At 71.0% G+C, this 14,246-nt stretch carries 11 protein-coding genes; 5 read left to right on the forward strand and 6 right to left on the reverse strand.

What is annotated here, in order from left to right; translation table 11 throughout:
- The first annotated feature begins 123 nt into the window (after positions 1–123).
- The 5 genes from RDV84_RS14470 (at position 124) to glk (ending at position 7,851) form a co-directional block, all read left to right on the forward strand.
- Positions 124–3,219, forward strand: coding sequence for a TonB-dependent receptor (locus RDV84_RS14470; protein ID WP_078996476.1), 3,096 nt, complete (start codon positions 124–126; stop codon positions 3,217–3,219).
- A gap of 124 nt (positions 3,220–3,343) precedes the next feature.
- Entirely contained in the window at positions 3,344–4,087 is a 744-nt protein-coding gene (locus RDV84_RS14475; RefSeq protein WP_309150744.1) for a SapC family protein, read from the forward strand.
- Positions 4,071–5,081 carry a cupin-like domain-containing protein gene (locus RDV84_RS14480; RefSeq protein WP_309150745.1) on the forward strand — a complete coding sequence of 337 codons (1,011 nt, stop codon included), beginning with the start codon at positions 4,071–4,073 and terminating at the stop codon, positions 5,079–5,081. The genes RDV84_RS14475 and RDV84_RS14480 overlap by 17 nt, the downstream gene beginning before the upstream one ends.
- A gap of 8 nt (positions 5,082–5,089) precedes the next feature.
- On the forward strand, positions 5,090–6,865 hold the full coding sequence (locus RDV84_RS14485) for a cellulase family glycosylhydrolase (RefSeq protein ID WP_309150746.1): 1,776 nt from the start codon (positions 5,090–5,092) through the stop codon (positions 6,863–6,865).
- Complete coding sequence (gene glk / locus RDV84_RS14490; RefSeq protein ID WP_309150747.1) at positions 6,865–7,851, forward strand: glucokinase; 987 nt, start codon at positions 6,865–6,867, stop codon at positions 7,849–7,851. The genes RDV84_RS14485 and glk overlap by 1 nt, the downstream gene beginning before the upstream one ends.
- A gap of 148 nt (positions 7,852–7,999) precedes the next feature.
- Here the strand turns inward: glk and RDV84_RS14495 are convergent, their stop codons facing one another.
- From RDV84_RS14495 to RDV84_RS14520, 6 genes are all read right to left on the reverse strand, one after another.
- Entirely contained in the window at positions 8,000–8,320 is a 321-nt protein-coding gene (locus RDV84_RS14495) for a hypothetical protein (protein ID WP_057948451.1), read from the reverse strand.
- 272 nt (positions 8,321–8,592) lie between these two features.
- Positions 8,593–9,705 (reverse strand): N-acetylglucosamine-6-phosphate deacetylase, encoded by a 1,113-nt coding sequence (nagA, locus tag RDV84_RS14500; protein WP_309150748.1) that lies wholly within the window; start codon positions 9,703–9,705, stop codon positions 8,593–8,595.
- The gene (locus RDV84_RS14505; protein ID WP_057948449.1) at positions 9,702–10,484 is read right to left on the reverse strand and encodes a DeoR family transcriptional regulator; all 783 of its coding nucleotides are present in this window, start codon (positions 10,482–10,484) and stop codon (positions 9,702–9,704) included. The genes nagA and RDV84_RS14505 overlap by 4 nt, the downstream gene beginning before the upstream one ends.
- Positions 10,485–10,511: 27 nt before the next feature.
- Complete coding sequence (locus RDV84_RS14510; protein ID WP_309153735.1) at positions 10,512–11,840, reverse strand: D-tagatose-bisphosphate aldolase, class II, non-catalytic subunit; 1,329 nt, start codon at positions 11,838–11,840, stop codon at positions 10,512–10,514.
- Positions 11,841–11,931: 91 nt separating this feature from the next.
- A complete protein-coding gene (locus RDV84_RS14515; protein ID WP_309150749.1) occupies positions 11,932–12,876 on the reverse strand; it encodes an ROK family protein in 945 nt (314 codons plus the stop codon).
- Between the two features lie 7 nt (positions 12,877–12,883).
- Positions 12,884–14,068 (reverse strand): SIS domain-containing protein, encoded by a 1,185-nt coding sequence (locus RDV84_RS14520; protein ID WP_309150750.1) that lies wholly within the window; start codon positions 14,066–14,068, stop codon positions 12,884–12,886.
- Positions 14,069–14,246 lie beyond the last annotated feature (178 nt).

The following is a 14,246-nucleotide window of genomic DNA, read 5'->3' on the forward strand; positions in this document are numbered from 1 at the left end:
ATTCCATTTTTGTCCCGATAATTGACAGCGCTGTCATGCGCGTGCCAAATCGGCCCCCATCAGTCCGGGGGCGGGCAGACCCGCCCGCCTACGCATCGTGAGAGATCCTGGGGAGGAATTTCGATGAAGCAAACGCGCGGCGCCTTGCGGCGCTCGGTGTTGACGTCCGCAATGCTGCTGGCGCTGGGCCAGCCGGTGTACGCGCAGAGCGGCGCATCCGCGGCCGGGGCCGACGCCCAGGCCGCCGCGCCCGCCGCCGCGGCCGCGCAAAGCCGTCCCGGCGCCGCCGACGACGCGCGCACGCTCGACACCGTCGTGGTCACCGGCATCAAGGGCAGCCTGACCTCGTCGATGAACCTCAAGCGCGACGCCGAGGGCATCGTCGACGGCATCGTCGCCGAGGACATCGGCAAGTTCCCCGACACCAACCTGGCCGAGGCGCTGCAGCGCATCAGCGGCGTGTCGATCGACCGCAACGCCGGCGAAGGCTCGCGGGTGACCGTGCGCGGCGTCGGCCCCGACTTCAACATGGTCCTGCTCAACGGCCGGCAGATGCCGACCTCGACCGGCAGCCGCGCGTTCGAGTTCAGCGATCTGGCCGCCGAATCGATCTCGGCGGTGGAGGTCTACAAGACCAGCCGCGCCAGCACGCCCGCCGGCGGCATCGGCGCGACGATCAACATCAAGACCGCGCGGCCGCTGGACAATCCCGGGCTGCACGCCAACGTCGGCGTCAAGGGCATCTGGGACACCTCCGACGACGACCTGCCCGGCGACCTGAAGGGCGATTCGGTCACCCCCGACGCCTCGGGCATCTTCAGCGCGACTTCGGCCGACGGCCGCTTCGGCATCGGCCTGAGCGCCAACTACCTCAAGCGCGAATCCGGCTCGGCGTCGGCGTTCGTCGCGTCCGGCAACGGCTGGCGGCCGTTCATCGACACCCCGCTGGCCAGCGGCGAAGGCTCGGGCTCGGCGCTGCCGCTGCCGGGCCAGCCGGGCTCGGAGAACATCACCGACCGGCCCGGCCCGAACGACGTCTACTCGATGCCGCAGAGCCTGGGCTACAGCGTCAACTCGGTCAAACGCGAGCGCCTCAACGGCCAGCTGACCCTGCAGTGGGCGCCGACCGACAATCTCACCACCACCCTCGACTACACCTATTCGCAGAACAAGATCGAGCAGATGCGCCACGACATGTCGGTGTGGCTCAACTTCACCCCGGGCCTGAGCTCGTGGACGAAGGGCTCGGGCTCCTCGCCGCTGGTCTACGACGAGCGCTACAACGGCCTGTCCGACTTCGCCAACGGCGCCGGCAAGAGCGCGATCAAGCGCGAGAACAAATCGGTCGGCCTCAACGTCGACTGGCGCGTGAGCGACGACTTCAAGCTCAACTTCGACTACCACCGCTCCACCGCCGATTCCTCGCCCGACAGCCCCTACGGCTCGAACAACACCCTGGCCAGCGCCGGCTTCTTCCGCGCCGGCAACACCATCGATTTCAGCCGCGACTTCCCGGTGCTGACCCTGCACCTGCCCAACGGCATGAGCGCGATCGACCCGGCGCAGATGCTGGTGACCGGCTCGGTGTTCCGCAACGAGCGCGAGCGCGCCGAGATCGAGCAGTTCCAGGCCAGCGGCGAGTACCAGTTCGAGGGGTATTCCAAGCTCAACTTCGGCGTCGGCTCGACCGACTACAAGAACCGCTCGGCCTTCACCCACGTCCAGCTCGACACCTGGGGCGGCGCGACCAGCCCGAACGACTACCCCGATTCGGTGTGGCGGCTCGCGCACATGGGCGACTACTTCCGCGGCGTGAGCGGCGCCAACGATCCGCGCTTCACCGACGCGTTCTTCGTGTTCGACTTCGACCGCGTGCGCCAGCTGGCCGAGGACGCCTGGGTCGCCAGCGGCAAGGGCGTGCGCGACGACTACCGCGCTTCGTTCGACTACACCGGCGCGCCGGTGCCCGGCAGCGCCGCCAACCGCACCGTCGGCGACAGCCGCGTGCGCGAGGAATCGCGCAGCTTCTACGTGCAGTGGAGCAATACCTTCGACTGGAAGCTGCCGGTGCACGTGGCCGGCGGCGTGCGCTACGAGCGCACCAAGGTCAAGGCCTCCGCGTTGCAGCCGGCGCCGGTGGGCATCGACTGGATCGCCGCCAACGAGTTCGTCATCCGCTACGCCGGCTCGCAGTTCCGCGAGCTCGACGGCGACTACAAGTACTGGCTGCCGAGCCTGGACGTGGCGATCGACCTCAACGACAGCATGAAGCTGCGCGCCAGCTACGGCGAGTCGATCGGCCGGCCGAACTGGACCAACCTCAATCCGGCGCTGAGCGTCGGCGGCCAGGCGCGGTTCGACGGCGGCGGCGGCGGCGCGGGCAATCCGGCGCTCAAGCCGCTGGAATCGCGCAACTTCGATCTGTCCTACGAGTGGTACTACGGCGAATCCAGCTACCTGTCGGTCGGCTACTTCCGCAAGAAGATCGACAACTTCATCGCCGACCAGGTCAGCCGGCAGAGCCCGTACCCGGATCTGCACACGCCCTCCGGCGGCAACTACTGGAACCAGGCCATCGCCGCCGGCGGCTGCGCCAGCACCGACCGGCCGTGCATCCGCAACTACATCCTCAACACCTATAACGGCCAGCCCGGCGTGGTGAAGACCGGCGTGGACTCCAACGGTTTCGCCACCGGCAGCATCAGCGGCCTGCCCGGCGATCCGGTGCTGGCGTTCAACATCACCCAGCCGGTCAACAACCGCGCCGATACGCTCGACGGCTGGGAGTTCAACGTCCAGCACGTGTTCGGCCAATCCGGCTTCGGCCTCGCTGCCAACTACACCATCGTCGACTCGGGCCTGACCTACAAGAACGGCAGCCTCGGCACCCAGTTCGCGATGACCGGCCTGAGCGATTCGGCCAACGTGGTCGCGTTCTACGAAAAGGGCCCGTGGCAGGCGCGCGCGGCCTACAACTGGCGCGACGAGTTCCTGACCGCGCTCGGCGACGGCAAGGGCGCCAACCCGATCTACGTCGAGGCGTACGGGCAGCTGGACATGAACGTCAGCTACGCGGTCTCGGACAATCTGGTGCTGACCCTGGAAGGCATCAACGTGACCGACGAGACCATGCGCACGCGCGGGCGCAACAAGCGCCAGCTGTACTCGTTCGACCAGTACGGGCCGCGCTACATGTTCGGCGTGCGCTACAAGTTCTGACCGCGGCGCCCGCGCGTCCCGCGCCGCGGCGCGGGACGCGCGCGGGCCTGCCGGGAACCCGGCGCAGAACGCGTCCGCCGCGCCGCGGGCGCCGCCCGCGGCCGTACCGATCACGGAAACCGCGATGTCCCGAACCGTATTGCTCAACAACCTCGAGCACCACGACCTGCGCGTGATCGTCGCGCGCGGGGCCCGCTATGGCGACGGCGAGATGCTGGCGCCGACCTTCTTCGGCGAGTTCCGCGAGCTGCAGGCGCACTATCCGATCGTGTTCCAGAAGACCGCCGACGGCGGTTTCCGCTCGGTGGCGCTGCTGGGCCTGCGGCCGGGCGAGAACCTGTTCCTCGAACCCGAACCCGCGCCCGGCGCGGCGGCGGACGGCGAACGCTGGGACGCGCATTACCTGCCGATGGCGATCGCGCGCCTGCCGTTCCTGATCGGCATCGCCGACGAGGAGCCGATGGTGCACATCGACCTCGACCATCCGCGCGTGGTCCGCGGCGGCGACGCGGGCGAGGCCTTGTTCCTGGAGCACGGCGGCACCAGCGCGTTCCTGCAAGGCATCGCCTCGCTGCTGCGTGCGCTGCACGACGGCCTGCGCGACGACGCCGGTTTCATCGCCGCATTGCGGCGCCATGAGCTGCTGGAACCGTTCGCGCTCGACATCCGCCTGGACGAGCGCAGCCAACATCGCCTCAGCGGATTCCACACCATCGACGAACGCCGGCTCGGCGCGCTCGACGGCGCCGCGCTGCAGGCGTTGTCGCAGGCCGGCCATCTGCAGGCGGCGTACATGGCGGTGGCCTCGCTGTCGCGCCTGCGCGATCTGATCGAACGTTTGAGCCGCCGCCATGCCGCCGGCCGTTGACGCCATCGAGGAACTGCACGGCATCGACGCGGCGGCTCTGCCGCCGGAACTGCTGCAGCCGACCCGGCCGTACGTGCTGCGCGGTCTCGCCGCGCACTGGCCGCTGACCCAGGCCGGCGCGTCGGCGCAGGCCGGCGCCGCCTATCTCAAGCAGTTCGCCAGCGACGCGCCGGTCACCGTCAGCGTGGCGCCGCCGCAGGCCGACGGCCGGATCGACTATCGGCCGGACTTGCTCGGCTTCGGCTTCGCCCAGCAGAAAGCGCCGCTGGCGGCGGTGCTGGACGCCTTGCTGCACCATGCCGACGACCCGGCGCCGCCGACGATCTATGTCGGCTCGACCACGATCGACACCTGGCTGCCCGGCCTGCGCGAGCGCAACGACCTGGGCTTCGGCGCGGTGCAGCCGCTGGCCAGCATCTGGATCGGCAACCGCACCCGCATCCCCGCGCATCAGGACGTGCCCGACAACATCGCCTGCGTGGTCGCCGGGCGCCGGCGGGTGACGCTGTTCCCGCCCGGGCAATTGCGCAATCTCTACATCGGCCCGCTCGACCGCACGCCGGCCGGGCAGGCGGTCAGCCTGGTCGACTTCGCCGCGCCGGACTACGACCGCCATCCGGACTTCGCCGAAGCCATGCGCCACGCGCGCGTGGCCGAGCTCGGCCCCGGCGACGCGGTGCTGATCCCGAGCATGTGGTGGCACCACATGCAGGCGCTGGAGAGCTACAACGTGCTGGTCAACTACTGGTGGCGGCAGTCGCCGCGCTGGATGGACACGCCGATGAACGCGCTGCTGCACGCGATCATGAGCGTGCGCGACCTGCCGCCGGCGCAGCGCGAGATCTGGCGCGAAGCGTTCCGCCACTATGTCTTCGACGCCGACGCGCAGACCTCGGCGCATATCCCCGAGACCATGCGCGGCGCGCTCGCGCCGCTGGACGAAGCGCGCGCGCGCGAGCTGCGCGCGCGCCTGCTGCAAGGCCTGAACCGTTGAGGAGCGCCATGGGCGACACGCTCGGATCCATCGCCGGCCGCCGCGGCCGGCGCACGCTCGCGGCCGCGGGCCTGGCCGCGCTGGCGGCCGCGCTGGCGCTGGCGCCGCGAGCGGGCCATGCCGAAGGCTTCCTGCGCGCCGACGGCCAACGCATCGTCGACGAACAAGGGCGCACGGTGATCCTGCGCGGCGTCGGCCTCGGCGGCTGGATGCTGCAGGAGGGCTACATGCTCGGCCTCACCGGCCCGGGCATGCAGCATGCGATTCGCGCGCGCATCGCCGACCTGATCGGCGAGGACGACACCCGCGCGTTCTACCGCGCGTGGCTGGACAACTACGTCGCCAAGGACGACATCGACGCGCTCGCGGCCTGGGGCTTCAATTCGGTGCGCCTGCCGATGCACTACGCGCTGTACACCCTGCCGGTGGCGCAGGAGCCGGTGCGCGGCGAGCACACCTGGCTGGAGGACGGTTTCCGCCGCACCGACGATCTCATCGCCTGGGCCAAGGCCAACGGCATGTACGTGATCCTCGACCTGCACGCGGCGCCGGGCGGGCAGGGCAACGATCTCAACATCTCCGACCGCGACCCGTCGCAGCCTTCGCTGTGGGACGACGCCGCCAATCGCGACAAGATGGTCGCGCTGTGGCGCACGCTGGCGCAGCGCTATCGCGACGAGCCCGCGGTCGCCGGCTACGACATCATCAACGAGCCCAACTGGGGCTTCGCCGACGCCGGCGACAAGAACGGCTGCAAGGAGGCCGGCAACGCGCCGCTGCGCGAACTGCTGGTGCGCACGACCGCGGCGATCCGCGAGGTCGATCGGCGCCATATCGTCTTCATCGAAGGCAATTGCTGGGGCAACAACTACCGCGGCGTGCTCGATGCCGGGCTGTGGGACGACAACCTCGTGCTGAGCTTCCACAAGTACTGGAACGGCACCGGTCGCGACAGCATCCGCGAGCACCTGGCGCTGCGCGAGCGCTGGAACCTGCCGCTGTGGCTCGGCGAGACCGGCGAGAACTCCAACGACTGGTTCGCGCGCACGGTCGAAACCCTGGAAGGCGAGGGCATCGGCTGGGCCAACTGGCCGGTGAAGAAGCTGCGCTACAACAATCCGCTGCAGGTGATCGCCAATTCCGGCTATGCGCGGGTGCTGGCGTACTGGGAAGGCAAAGGCCCGCGACCGACCCGCGAACAGGCGCGCGCGGCCTTGATGGGCCTGGCCGAACGCGACGTGCGGCTGGAGCACAACGCGCGCCGCCCCGATGTGGTCGACGCCTGGCTGCGCGCGCCGCGCGACGACCGCAGCCTGCCGTTCAAGCCGCACCGCATCGGCCGCGACGGCGGCGAACTGGCGGCGGTGGATTTCGACCTCGGCCGCAACGGCGTGGCCTATTTCTCGCGTCATGCCGCCAACGAGAGCGGCAAGCCCAATACCGACTGGAACCCGTCGCAGCGCTACCGCAACGACGGCGTGGCCTTGGCCGGCGACGGCGCGACGCTGCGGGTGGCGGCGCTGCGGCCGGGCGAATGGCTCAAGTACAGCGTCCAGGCCGATGCGGCCGGGACCTATCAACTCAGCTGGCGCGGCGGCGCCGGCGAGATCCGCGTGCGGCTCAACGGCGTGGCCCTGGCGCCAGCGGCGGCGGACCGGCCGCAGCCGGCGACGCTGCAGCGCGGGCGCAACACGCTGGTAGTCGAGGCGGTGTCGGGCGCGCCGGATGTATCCGCGCTGCGGTTCGCGCCCATGCCCGCGCCCACGTCGGCGAAGTCGCGCTGATGCGCGTGCTGGTCAGCGACATCGGCGGCACCAACGCGCGCTTCGCGATGGCCGAGCTGGGCCGCGGCGAACGGCTGCTGCGCGACAGCGTGCGCGAATACCCGGCCGCCGGCTTCGCCAGCGCCGCCGACGCCGCGCGCCATTTCCTCGACGAACTGGGCGAGCGCGCCGACGCCGCGGTGTTCGCGGTGGCCGGACGGGTGCGCCGCGAGGAAGCGCGCATCACCAATCATCCCTGGCAGATCCGCGCGCCGGACATAGGCTCGGCGCTGGGCACGCCGCGGGTCGCGCTGATCAACGACTTCGCCGCGCAGGCCATGGCGATCTCGCGCCTGGGCGCGGACGACGTGGTCGCGGTCGGCGCGGCCGGCTGGCCCGGTTTCGACATGGGCGCCTCGCAGACCTATGCGGTGATCGGCCCCGGCACCGGCCTGGGCGTGGGCGGCCTGCTGGTGCGCAACGGCCGTTGCTTCGCGCTGGAGACCGAAGGCGGCCACGCCGGCTTCGCGCCGTCGCGGCCGCGCGACATGCGGGTGCTGGAGTGCCTGATGCGGCGCTTCGGCCGGGTCTCGTGCGAGCGTCTGGTGTCCGGGCCGGGACTGGCGAACCTGTACGCGGCGGTGTGCGAGATCGAAGGCGTCGCCGCGCAGGACTGGTCGCCGGCGCAGATCAATGCCCAGGCCGCCGGCGGCGATCCGCGCTGCGCGCGCGCGGTGGAACTGTTCTGCGCCGCGTTCGGTTCGATGGCCGGCGATCTGGTGCTGACGCTCGGCGCCTGGGACGGGGTGTTCCTGGCCGGCGGGGTGGTGCCGAAACTGTTGGGCGCGTTGCAATCGGACAGTTTCCGCGCCGCGTTCGAGGCCAAGGGCCGGTTCGCCGCGGCGATGGCCGAAGTGCCGGCGCTGGCGGTGGTGCATGCGTGCTCGGGTTTGCTCGGCGCGGCGGCGCATGCGGCGGAGACGTACGACAGCGCGTTGCCGGTGTGACCCGCGCCGCGCAAGGAAACCGGCCGTTGCGACGGCCGGTTTCCCGCGCCGATGCCGGTCGCGGTGCGCCGCTGCGGTCGCCCGCAACGCGCGTGGATCAGCGGTTATCGGCTACCGGCTCGCCCCGGCGAAGACACCGCCGATGCGATCAACCGCCGGCCGTCACGAAGTGGCAGTACTCGACAACGCTGGCGTTGCCGCCGGACATCCAGCTCTGCAACTGCGCGTCGCAGTACTCCTGGGTCGAGGCGACGATGTCGGCGTACTTCCAGGTCAGGCGGCGGCCGTCGGGCGCGGTGTGCGGAGACAGGTACTTCACCTTCGCCTGCCAGGTGCCGAAGGGCTGCGGCGGCTGCGGCTGGGTGCCGATGCCGCCCGGCGGCGCGGCGACGGCGGCGCCGGCCAGGGCCAGGCCGAGCAGGACGGTGGCGAGAGACGCGGGCAACACGGTCGTCAATGACTTCTTCATGGATGCTCCTGTGTGCATGTGGCGATGGTCGGGCAGCGCGGTCGCTGCCGCGGCGGCGCAGCGGCGCGGACGCCGGTGCGCGCGCATCCAAGTCGAACGCAATGCGGCGCGGCCGCGGACAGGCGCGGCCGGGGTTTCGGATGGACGCGCGCGCGGGGCGTACGAACGGAGCCGGCGGCGGCGCTTCCGCGCGGATGCGCGCAGGCCGCAGGTGCGCGGGCCGGTCGCTGCGCGCGGTTGCGATCAAGCAGGAAGCGGCGTTGCAGCGCGGCTCAGGACAGCGCGATCGCCCGTCCGGCCACATGCACCTCGACCACGCGCAGCTGCGCGTCCAGCACCACCAGGTCGGCGCGCGCGCCCGGTTCGAGCCGGCCGCGGTCGGGCAGGCCGAGGTACTGCGCCGGGAAGGCGGAGACGCGATCGGAGGCGTCGGCCAAGTCGAGCCCGACTTCGACCAGGTTGCGCAGCGCCTGGTCCATGGTCAGCGCGCTGCCGGCCAGCGAGCCGCTGGCCAGGCGCACGCAGCCGAGGCACTTGTGCACGCGCTGCGAGCCCAGCGCGTATTCGCCGTCGGGCATGCCGGTCGCGGCGGTGGCGTCGGTGACCGCGTACAGGCGCGGGATTGCGCGCAGGGCCAGGCGGATCGCGCCGGGATGCACGTGCTGCAGGTCGGGAATCAGTTCGGCGTATTCGGCGTGGGCGAGTGCGGCCGCGGCGATGCCGGGCGTGTAGTGGTCCACGCCGGTCATGCCGTTGAACAGATGGGTGAAGCCGGACGCGCCGGCGCGCAGCGCGGCCAGGCCTTCCTCGTAGGTGCCGGCGCTGTGGCCGACCTGCACGCGGATGCCGAGCGCGCACAAGGCCGGGATCAGTTCGGTGTGGCGGCCGATCTCCGGCGCCAGGGTCAGCACCCGGATCGGCGCCAGCGCATGCAGGCGCCGCACCGAGTCGAGCGTGGCCTCGACCGTCAGCGGCGGCTGCGCGCCGAGCCGGTGCGGGCTGATGAAGGGGCCTTCCAGGTGCACGCCGAGGATTTGCGCCGCGTCCGGATCCGGCGCGGCCATCGCCGTGGCGAGTCCGCGCAGGGCGTGGACGATGTCGTCCTCGGCCGCGGTCATGGTGGTGCCGAGCAGGGCGGTGGTGCCGTAGCGGACATGGGCGCGGGCGATGGTGCGCGCGACATCAAAGCCTTGCATCAGGTCGACGCCGGCGGCGCCGTGCACGTGCAGGTCGATGAAGCCCGGCAGCACGATGCGTTCGTCGTCGCCGCGGTCGGCGCCGCCGTTGTCCTCGATGCTGCGCACGTGGCTGTCGAAGCCGATGCGCCCGCGGCGCCAGCCGGCCGGCGTGAGGATGCGGCCTTGCAGGGTGCGAAGTTCGGTCATGGCAGCGGCTCGGCGATGATCACTTCGATGCCCAGCCGCAGCAGCCCCTCGCGGTAGCGCTCGTCGATGCCGGGATCGGTGATGATGGCGTGGATCTGGTCGAGGCGGGCGATGCGATGCAGGCTGACCCGGCCGAACTTGGAGGCGTCGGTCAGCACCACGATCCGCCGCGCGTGTTCGACCATGCGGTGGTTGAGGCGGGCTTCGGCCTCGTCGTGGGTGGTCAGGCCGAACTGCAGGTCCAGGCCGTCCACGCCCAGGAACAGGGTGTCGAAGCTGTAGGCGTTGAGGCTGGCCTCGGCCTGGCTGCCCTGCAGCGACAGCGACTGCTTGCGCAGCAGGCCGCCGCTGAGCAGCACGTCGACGCCGGGCGCGTTGGCCAGTTCCCAGGCGATGTTGAGGCCGTTGGTCATCACCGTGACGTCGCGATGGCCGCGCAGGTGGCGGGCCAGGGTCATGGTGGTGGAACCCGAGTCGATGATGATGTTGTCGCCGGCCTGCACCAGTTGCGCGGCGCGCGCGCCGATGCGCTCCTTCAGCGGCAGGTTCAGCGCGTCCTTCTCATGGATGTCCTGCTCCTGCGGCGGCGTGCGCACCAAGGTGGCGCCGCCGTGGGTGCGGGTAGCCAGGCCCTGCGATTCGATGTGGCTGAGGTCGGCGCGGATGGTCACCGCCGAGACCTCGAAGCGCTCGACCAGTTCGGCGACCTGGACCGAGCCTTGCTCGATCAGGCACTGCAGGATCTGCTGCCGGCGGGAGCGGGTATTGCGCGTGGCCATCGTCGGGTCCGCGGGGAAAACAGAAGATTAGCCGTTCGCCGCGGCCGCCGCGCGCCCATCGGCCGCGCGCGGTCCTGCCACGTTCGCCGAGCAGGCGCGCGCGTACTCGCCCAGGCACAGGCCGATGCGGTGCCGGACCAGGGCCTCGGGCCGGTTGGCCAGCGCGCCGGCGCGCACCGCGCGGTACTGCTCGGGCAGGTATTGGCTGAGCAGGAACAGCGGCGGCGCGTGCGCGCGCAGGTTGTCGAACAGGCGCTGCACCGCCGCGACCAGGGCCGGCTCGCCCCAGTAGTAGCGGCAGCGGTCGCTGAGCGCGTAGGCGCGCAGCAGGCGCAGTTCGTCGTCGTCGCCGTGGTAGTGCTGCTGCCAGTGCCGCGGGTGTTCGAGCATGCAGCGCTCCAGCACCTGCGGCAGGTCCGAGCGTTGCGCCGGCGGCAGCAGTTCGGCCTCGATCGCCGCCAGCGCGAACAGCGCCTCGCGATAGGCGAAGGTCGCCGCCGGGCCGACCTTGAGGATCGCGAAATGGTCGCGCACCAGCGCGTGCAGGCCGTCCTCGCGCTGGTAATCGGTGGAATGCGCCTCGAACACGATGCGCGGCTGGCGCTCGAGGAAATCGGCCAGGGCGCGGGCCGCGTCCGGATCGTAGTCGTGCACGCTGCTGTGGTCGAAGTCCACGCCCGGCTGCACCACCATCGCGATCACCCGGTCCCAGGCCGCGATCAGGTCGGGCGCGGCGAAGGCCTCGCGGTGGATCGCCAGGGTCTGCTCGGCCGCCTGCGGCGTGGTCACCTGCAGGCCGCCGGCCAGCGAGGCTTCGCCGCCGGGCACCGGCACTTCGGTGCCGATCACGTACACCGGCGGCGGCAGTCCGTGCGCGGCGGCGGTGCGTTCGGCGATGCGCGCCAGCTCGGCCGAGCGCGCGGCGACGGTCGCGTCGGGCAGCGGAGTCGGGTCGTCGGCGCAGGACATGCTGCAGTCGAGGTGGATCTTGTGGAAACCGGCGGCGACGTAGGCCTCGATCAGCGTGCGCGCGTTCGCCATCGCTTCCTCGGCCGGGCGCTTCTGCCACGCGTTGGGGCCGAGATGATCGCCGCCGAGCACCAGCCGCTGCGCCGGGAAGTTCTCGTCGCGTGCCAGGGCCAGCACGTAGTCGCGGTACTGCGACGGGGTCATGCCGGTGTAGCCGCCGAACTGGTCGACCTGGTTGGAGGTGGCCTCGATCAACAGCACGGTGTCGTGGCGGCGGGCCACGTCCATCGCCGCGCGCAGCACCAGTTCGTTGCTGCAGCACACGCTGTACAGGCCGACGTTGTGGCCCTGGCGATGGATGGCGATCAGCGATTCCACGGGCGGCATCGACATGGCGGACTCCGGAGTTTTGCGAAACAGACTGGACGAAACAGGCTGGACGAAGCGGGTAGAACGAAGCGGGCAGAACGAAGCGTGTTCAGGACAAGGCGAGCAAGGCCGCGCCGCGCGCGCCGCCGGCGTCGCCGAAGCGCGGCGGCACGATCGGTGGCACCTGCACGCCCTTGAACAGGTGCGCGGCGACCGCGGCCGGCAGCGCGGCGTACAGCGGCGCATGCTGCGACAGGCCGCCGCCGAGCACGATCACGTGCGGGTCCAGCGCCAGCACCAGCATGGCCAGGCCGTGGCCGAGCAGGTCGAGGTGGACGGCGCGCGCTTCTTCGGCGCGCGCATCGCCGGCGTCGGCGTCGGCGAACACCGCGCTGGCGTCGGCGGCATCGGCGCCGAAATGGCGATACAGCGCGACCAGCCCGCTGCCGGAGACATAGCGCTCCAGGCAGCCGCGCAGGCCGCAGGCGCAGTCCAGCAGCGGCAGATTGTGGCGCTGCAGCAGCTGCGCCGGCACGCTCCAGTGGCCCCATTCGCCGGCGATGCCGTTGAAGCCGGACACCAGCCGGCCGTGCAGACAATAGCCGCCGCCAGCGCCGGTGCCGAGGATCGCGCCGAACATGCTCGGATAGCCGTCGGCGGCGCCGCCGTGCGCTTCGGACAGGGCGAAGCACTGCAGGTCGTTGCCGAAACGCAGCGGCCTACGCAGGCGCGTCTGCAAATCGGCGGCGACGTTGCGGCCGGTCAGCGCCGGCACGTTGGCGCTGAGCTGCAGGCCGCTGCGGCGGTCGCGCACGCCGGGCAGGGCGATGCCGACCGCGACGTCGGCCTGGAACCGCGCGGCGCCGGCGAGTTGGGCGTCGGCATCGCTCACCAGCGTTTCCAACGCGCTCAGGAAGCCGTCGTAATCGCCCTGCGGGGTGGCGATGCGGCGGCGGTGCAGCACCTGCAATGCGGCATCGCAGGCGACCAGTTCGATCTTGGTGCCGCCGATGTCGATGCCGTAGCCGACCGCGGCGCGTGCGGGTTCAGACATGAGGCTCTCAGCCCTGGTGGATGGTGACGCCCTTGACCACGCGGTTGACGGTGCCGTCGGGGAACGGATTGTCCGGGGTCAGGCCGAGCGCGGCCGAGCGCTGCAGCGCGAACACCTGGGCGAAGGTCAGCCACACCGGCGCCAGCCAGCTGTCCGCCAGTGTGCCGTCTGCCAGCGTGCCGTCGTCCAGCGGCGGCACGCGCAGGCTGTAGTCGTCGCCGCCGCCGATGTCCGAATGCGGGCCGATCGCCAGCACCTGCGCGGCCACGCCGTCGCGGCGCAGTTCGTCCAGCAGGTCTTGCTCGTAGCGGCGCGCCAGCGCGTGGTTGCTGCGCATCATCACCACCAGGGTAGCGCCGTCGAGGGTCGACTTGGGGCCGTGGCGGAAACCCAGCGGGGTGTTGGCCAGGGCCAGCACCTGCCCGGCGGTGAGTTCGAGCACTTTCAGCGCGGCTTCGCGCGCCAGCGCTTCCAGCGGACCGCTGGCGAGGTAGATCACGCGCTGGAACGGCCGCTGCGCCAGTGCGCCGGCGGCCTGGCTCCATTGGGCGAGGCCTTCGCGCGCCAGCGCGGCGGCCTGGCGCAGATGCTCCAGGCGCTGTTGCCACGGCTCTGCGTCGAACACGCACAGCGCCGCCAGCAGCATGCAGCTCAGGCTGCTGGTCATGGCGAACGCGCGGTCGCAGCTGGCGGCCGGCATCAGCAGGGTGCAGGTATCCTCGCGGCCCTGGCCGCGGCGCGCCAGTTCGCCGTCGGCGTTGCAGGTGATGTCGAGGAAGCGCGCGTCGTCGACCTGCGCGCGCAGCAGTTCGACCGCGGCCACGCTCTCCGGGCTGGAGCCGCTGCGGCCGAACGACACCAGCAGGGTCGGGCGGTCGCGCTGCAGGTACAGCGCCGGATGGGTGAGCAGGCTGGTGGTGTGCACGGCGCGCACGTCGGCCGGCCACTGCGCGTTGATGCGGTCGGCGACCATGTCGGCGATGAAGCCGGAACTGCCGGCGCCGGTGAACAGCACGCGCTGGCGCGGATCGTCGAGGCGGTCGCCGAGGAAGGCCTGCACGCGTTCGCGCGCCTGCGCCAGATCGGCGGCCAGTTGTTCCCACAGCGCCGGCTGCTGGGCGATTTCGGCGGCGGTGTCGGCTCCGCCCAGGCGCTGCCAGGCGGACGAGTCGGAAAGCGGAGTGACGTCCATGGATGATTCCTGTTGAGCGACGGCACGATCAGCGCTTTCTTTCGGAAAGTCAAATATCGAAAGTAAAACAAAAGAAATTGGCCGGATGGGCCTGGCCTGCGATGCCGTGAAGACAAAGCGAAAGATCGATGGAGTCGCGCTTTCGTTACGCGCTTAACAGGCGTTTTCACGATGTTTA

It is taken from the genome of Lysobacter yananisis, assembly GCF_031199375.1.
GTDB lineage: Bacteria > Pseudomonadota > Gammaproteobacteria > Xanthomonadales > Xanthomonadaceae > Lysobacter > Lysobacter yananisis.

Bases quoted from the DNA above. Each gene is read 5' to 3' on its own strand.
- RDV84_RS14475 (WP_309150744.1), top strand. From the start codon at position 3,344: ATGTCCCGAACCGTATTGCTCAACAACCTCGAGCACCACGACCTGCGC.
- RDV84_RS14520 (WP_309150750.1), bottom strand. From the start codon at position 14,068: ATGGACGTCACTCCGCTTTCCGACTCGTCCGCCTGGCAGCGCCTGGGC.
- RDV84_RS14485 (WP_309150746.1), top strand. From the start codon at position 5,090: ATGGGCGACACGCTCGGATCCATCGCCGGCCGCCGCGGCCGGCGCACG.
- RDV84_RS14505 (WP_057948449.1), bottom strand. From the start codon at position 10,484: ATGGCCACGCGCAATACCCGCTCCCGCCGGCAGCAGATCCTGCAGTGC.
- RDV84_RS14515 (WP_309150749.1), bottom strand. From the start codon at position 12,876: ATGTCTGAACCCGCACGCGCCGCGGTCGGCTACGGCATCGACATCGGC.
- RDV84_RS14510 (WP_309153735.1), bottom strand. From the start codon at position 11,840: ATGCCGCCCGTGGAATCGCTGATCGCCATCCATCGCCAGGGCCACAAC.
- RDV84_RS14470 (WP_078996476.1), top strand. From the start codon at position 124: ATGAAGCAAACGCGCGGCGCCTTGCGGCGCTCGGTGTTGACGTCCGCA.
- RDV84_RS14480 (WP_309150745.1), top strand. From the start codon at position 4,071: ATGCCGCCGGCCGTTGACGCCATCGAGGAACTGCACGGCATCGACGCG.
- RDV84_RS14495 (WP_057948451.1), bottom strand. From the start codon at position 8,320: ATGAAGAAGTCATTGACGACCGTGTTGCCCGCGTCTCTCGCCACCGTC.
- glk (WP_309150747.1), top strand. From the start codon at position 6,865: ATGCGCGTGCTGGTCAGCGACATCGGCGGCACCAACGCGCGCTTCGCG.
- nagA (WP_309150748.1), bottom strand. From the start codon at position 9,705: ATGACCGAACTTCGCACCCTGCAAGGCCGCATCCTCACGCCGGCCGGC.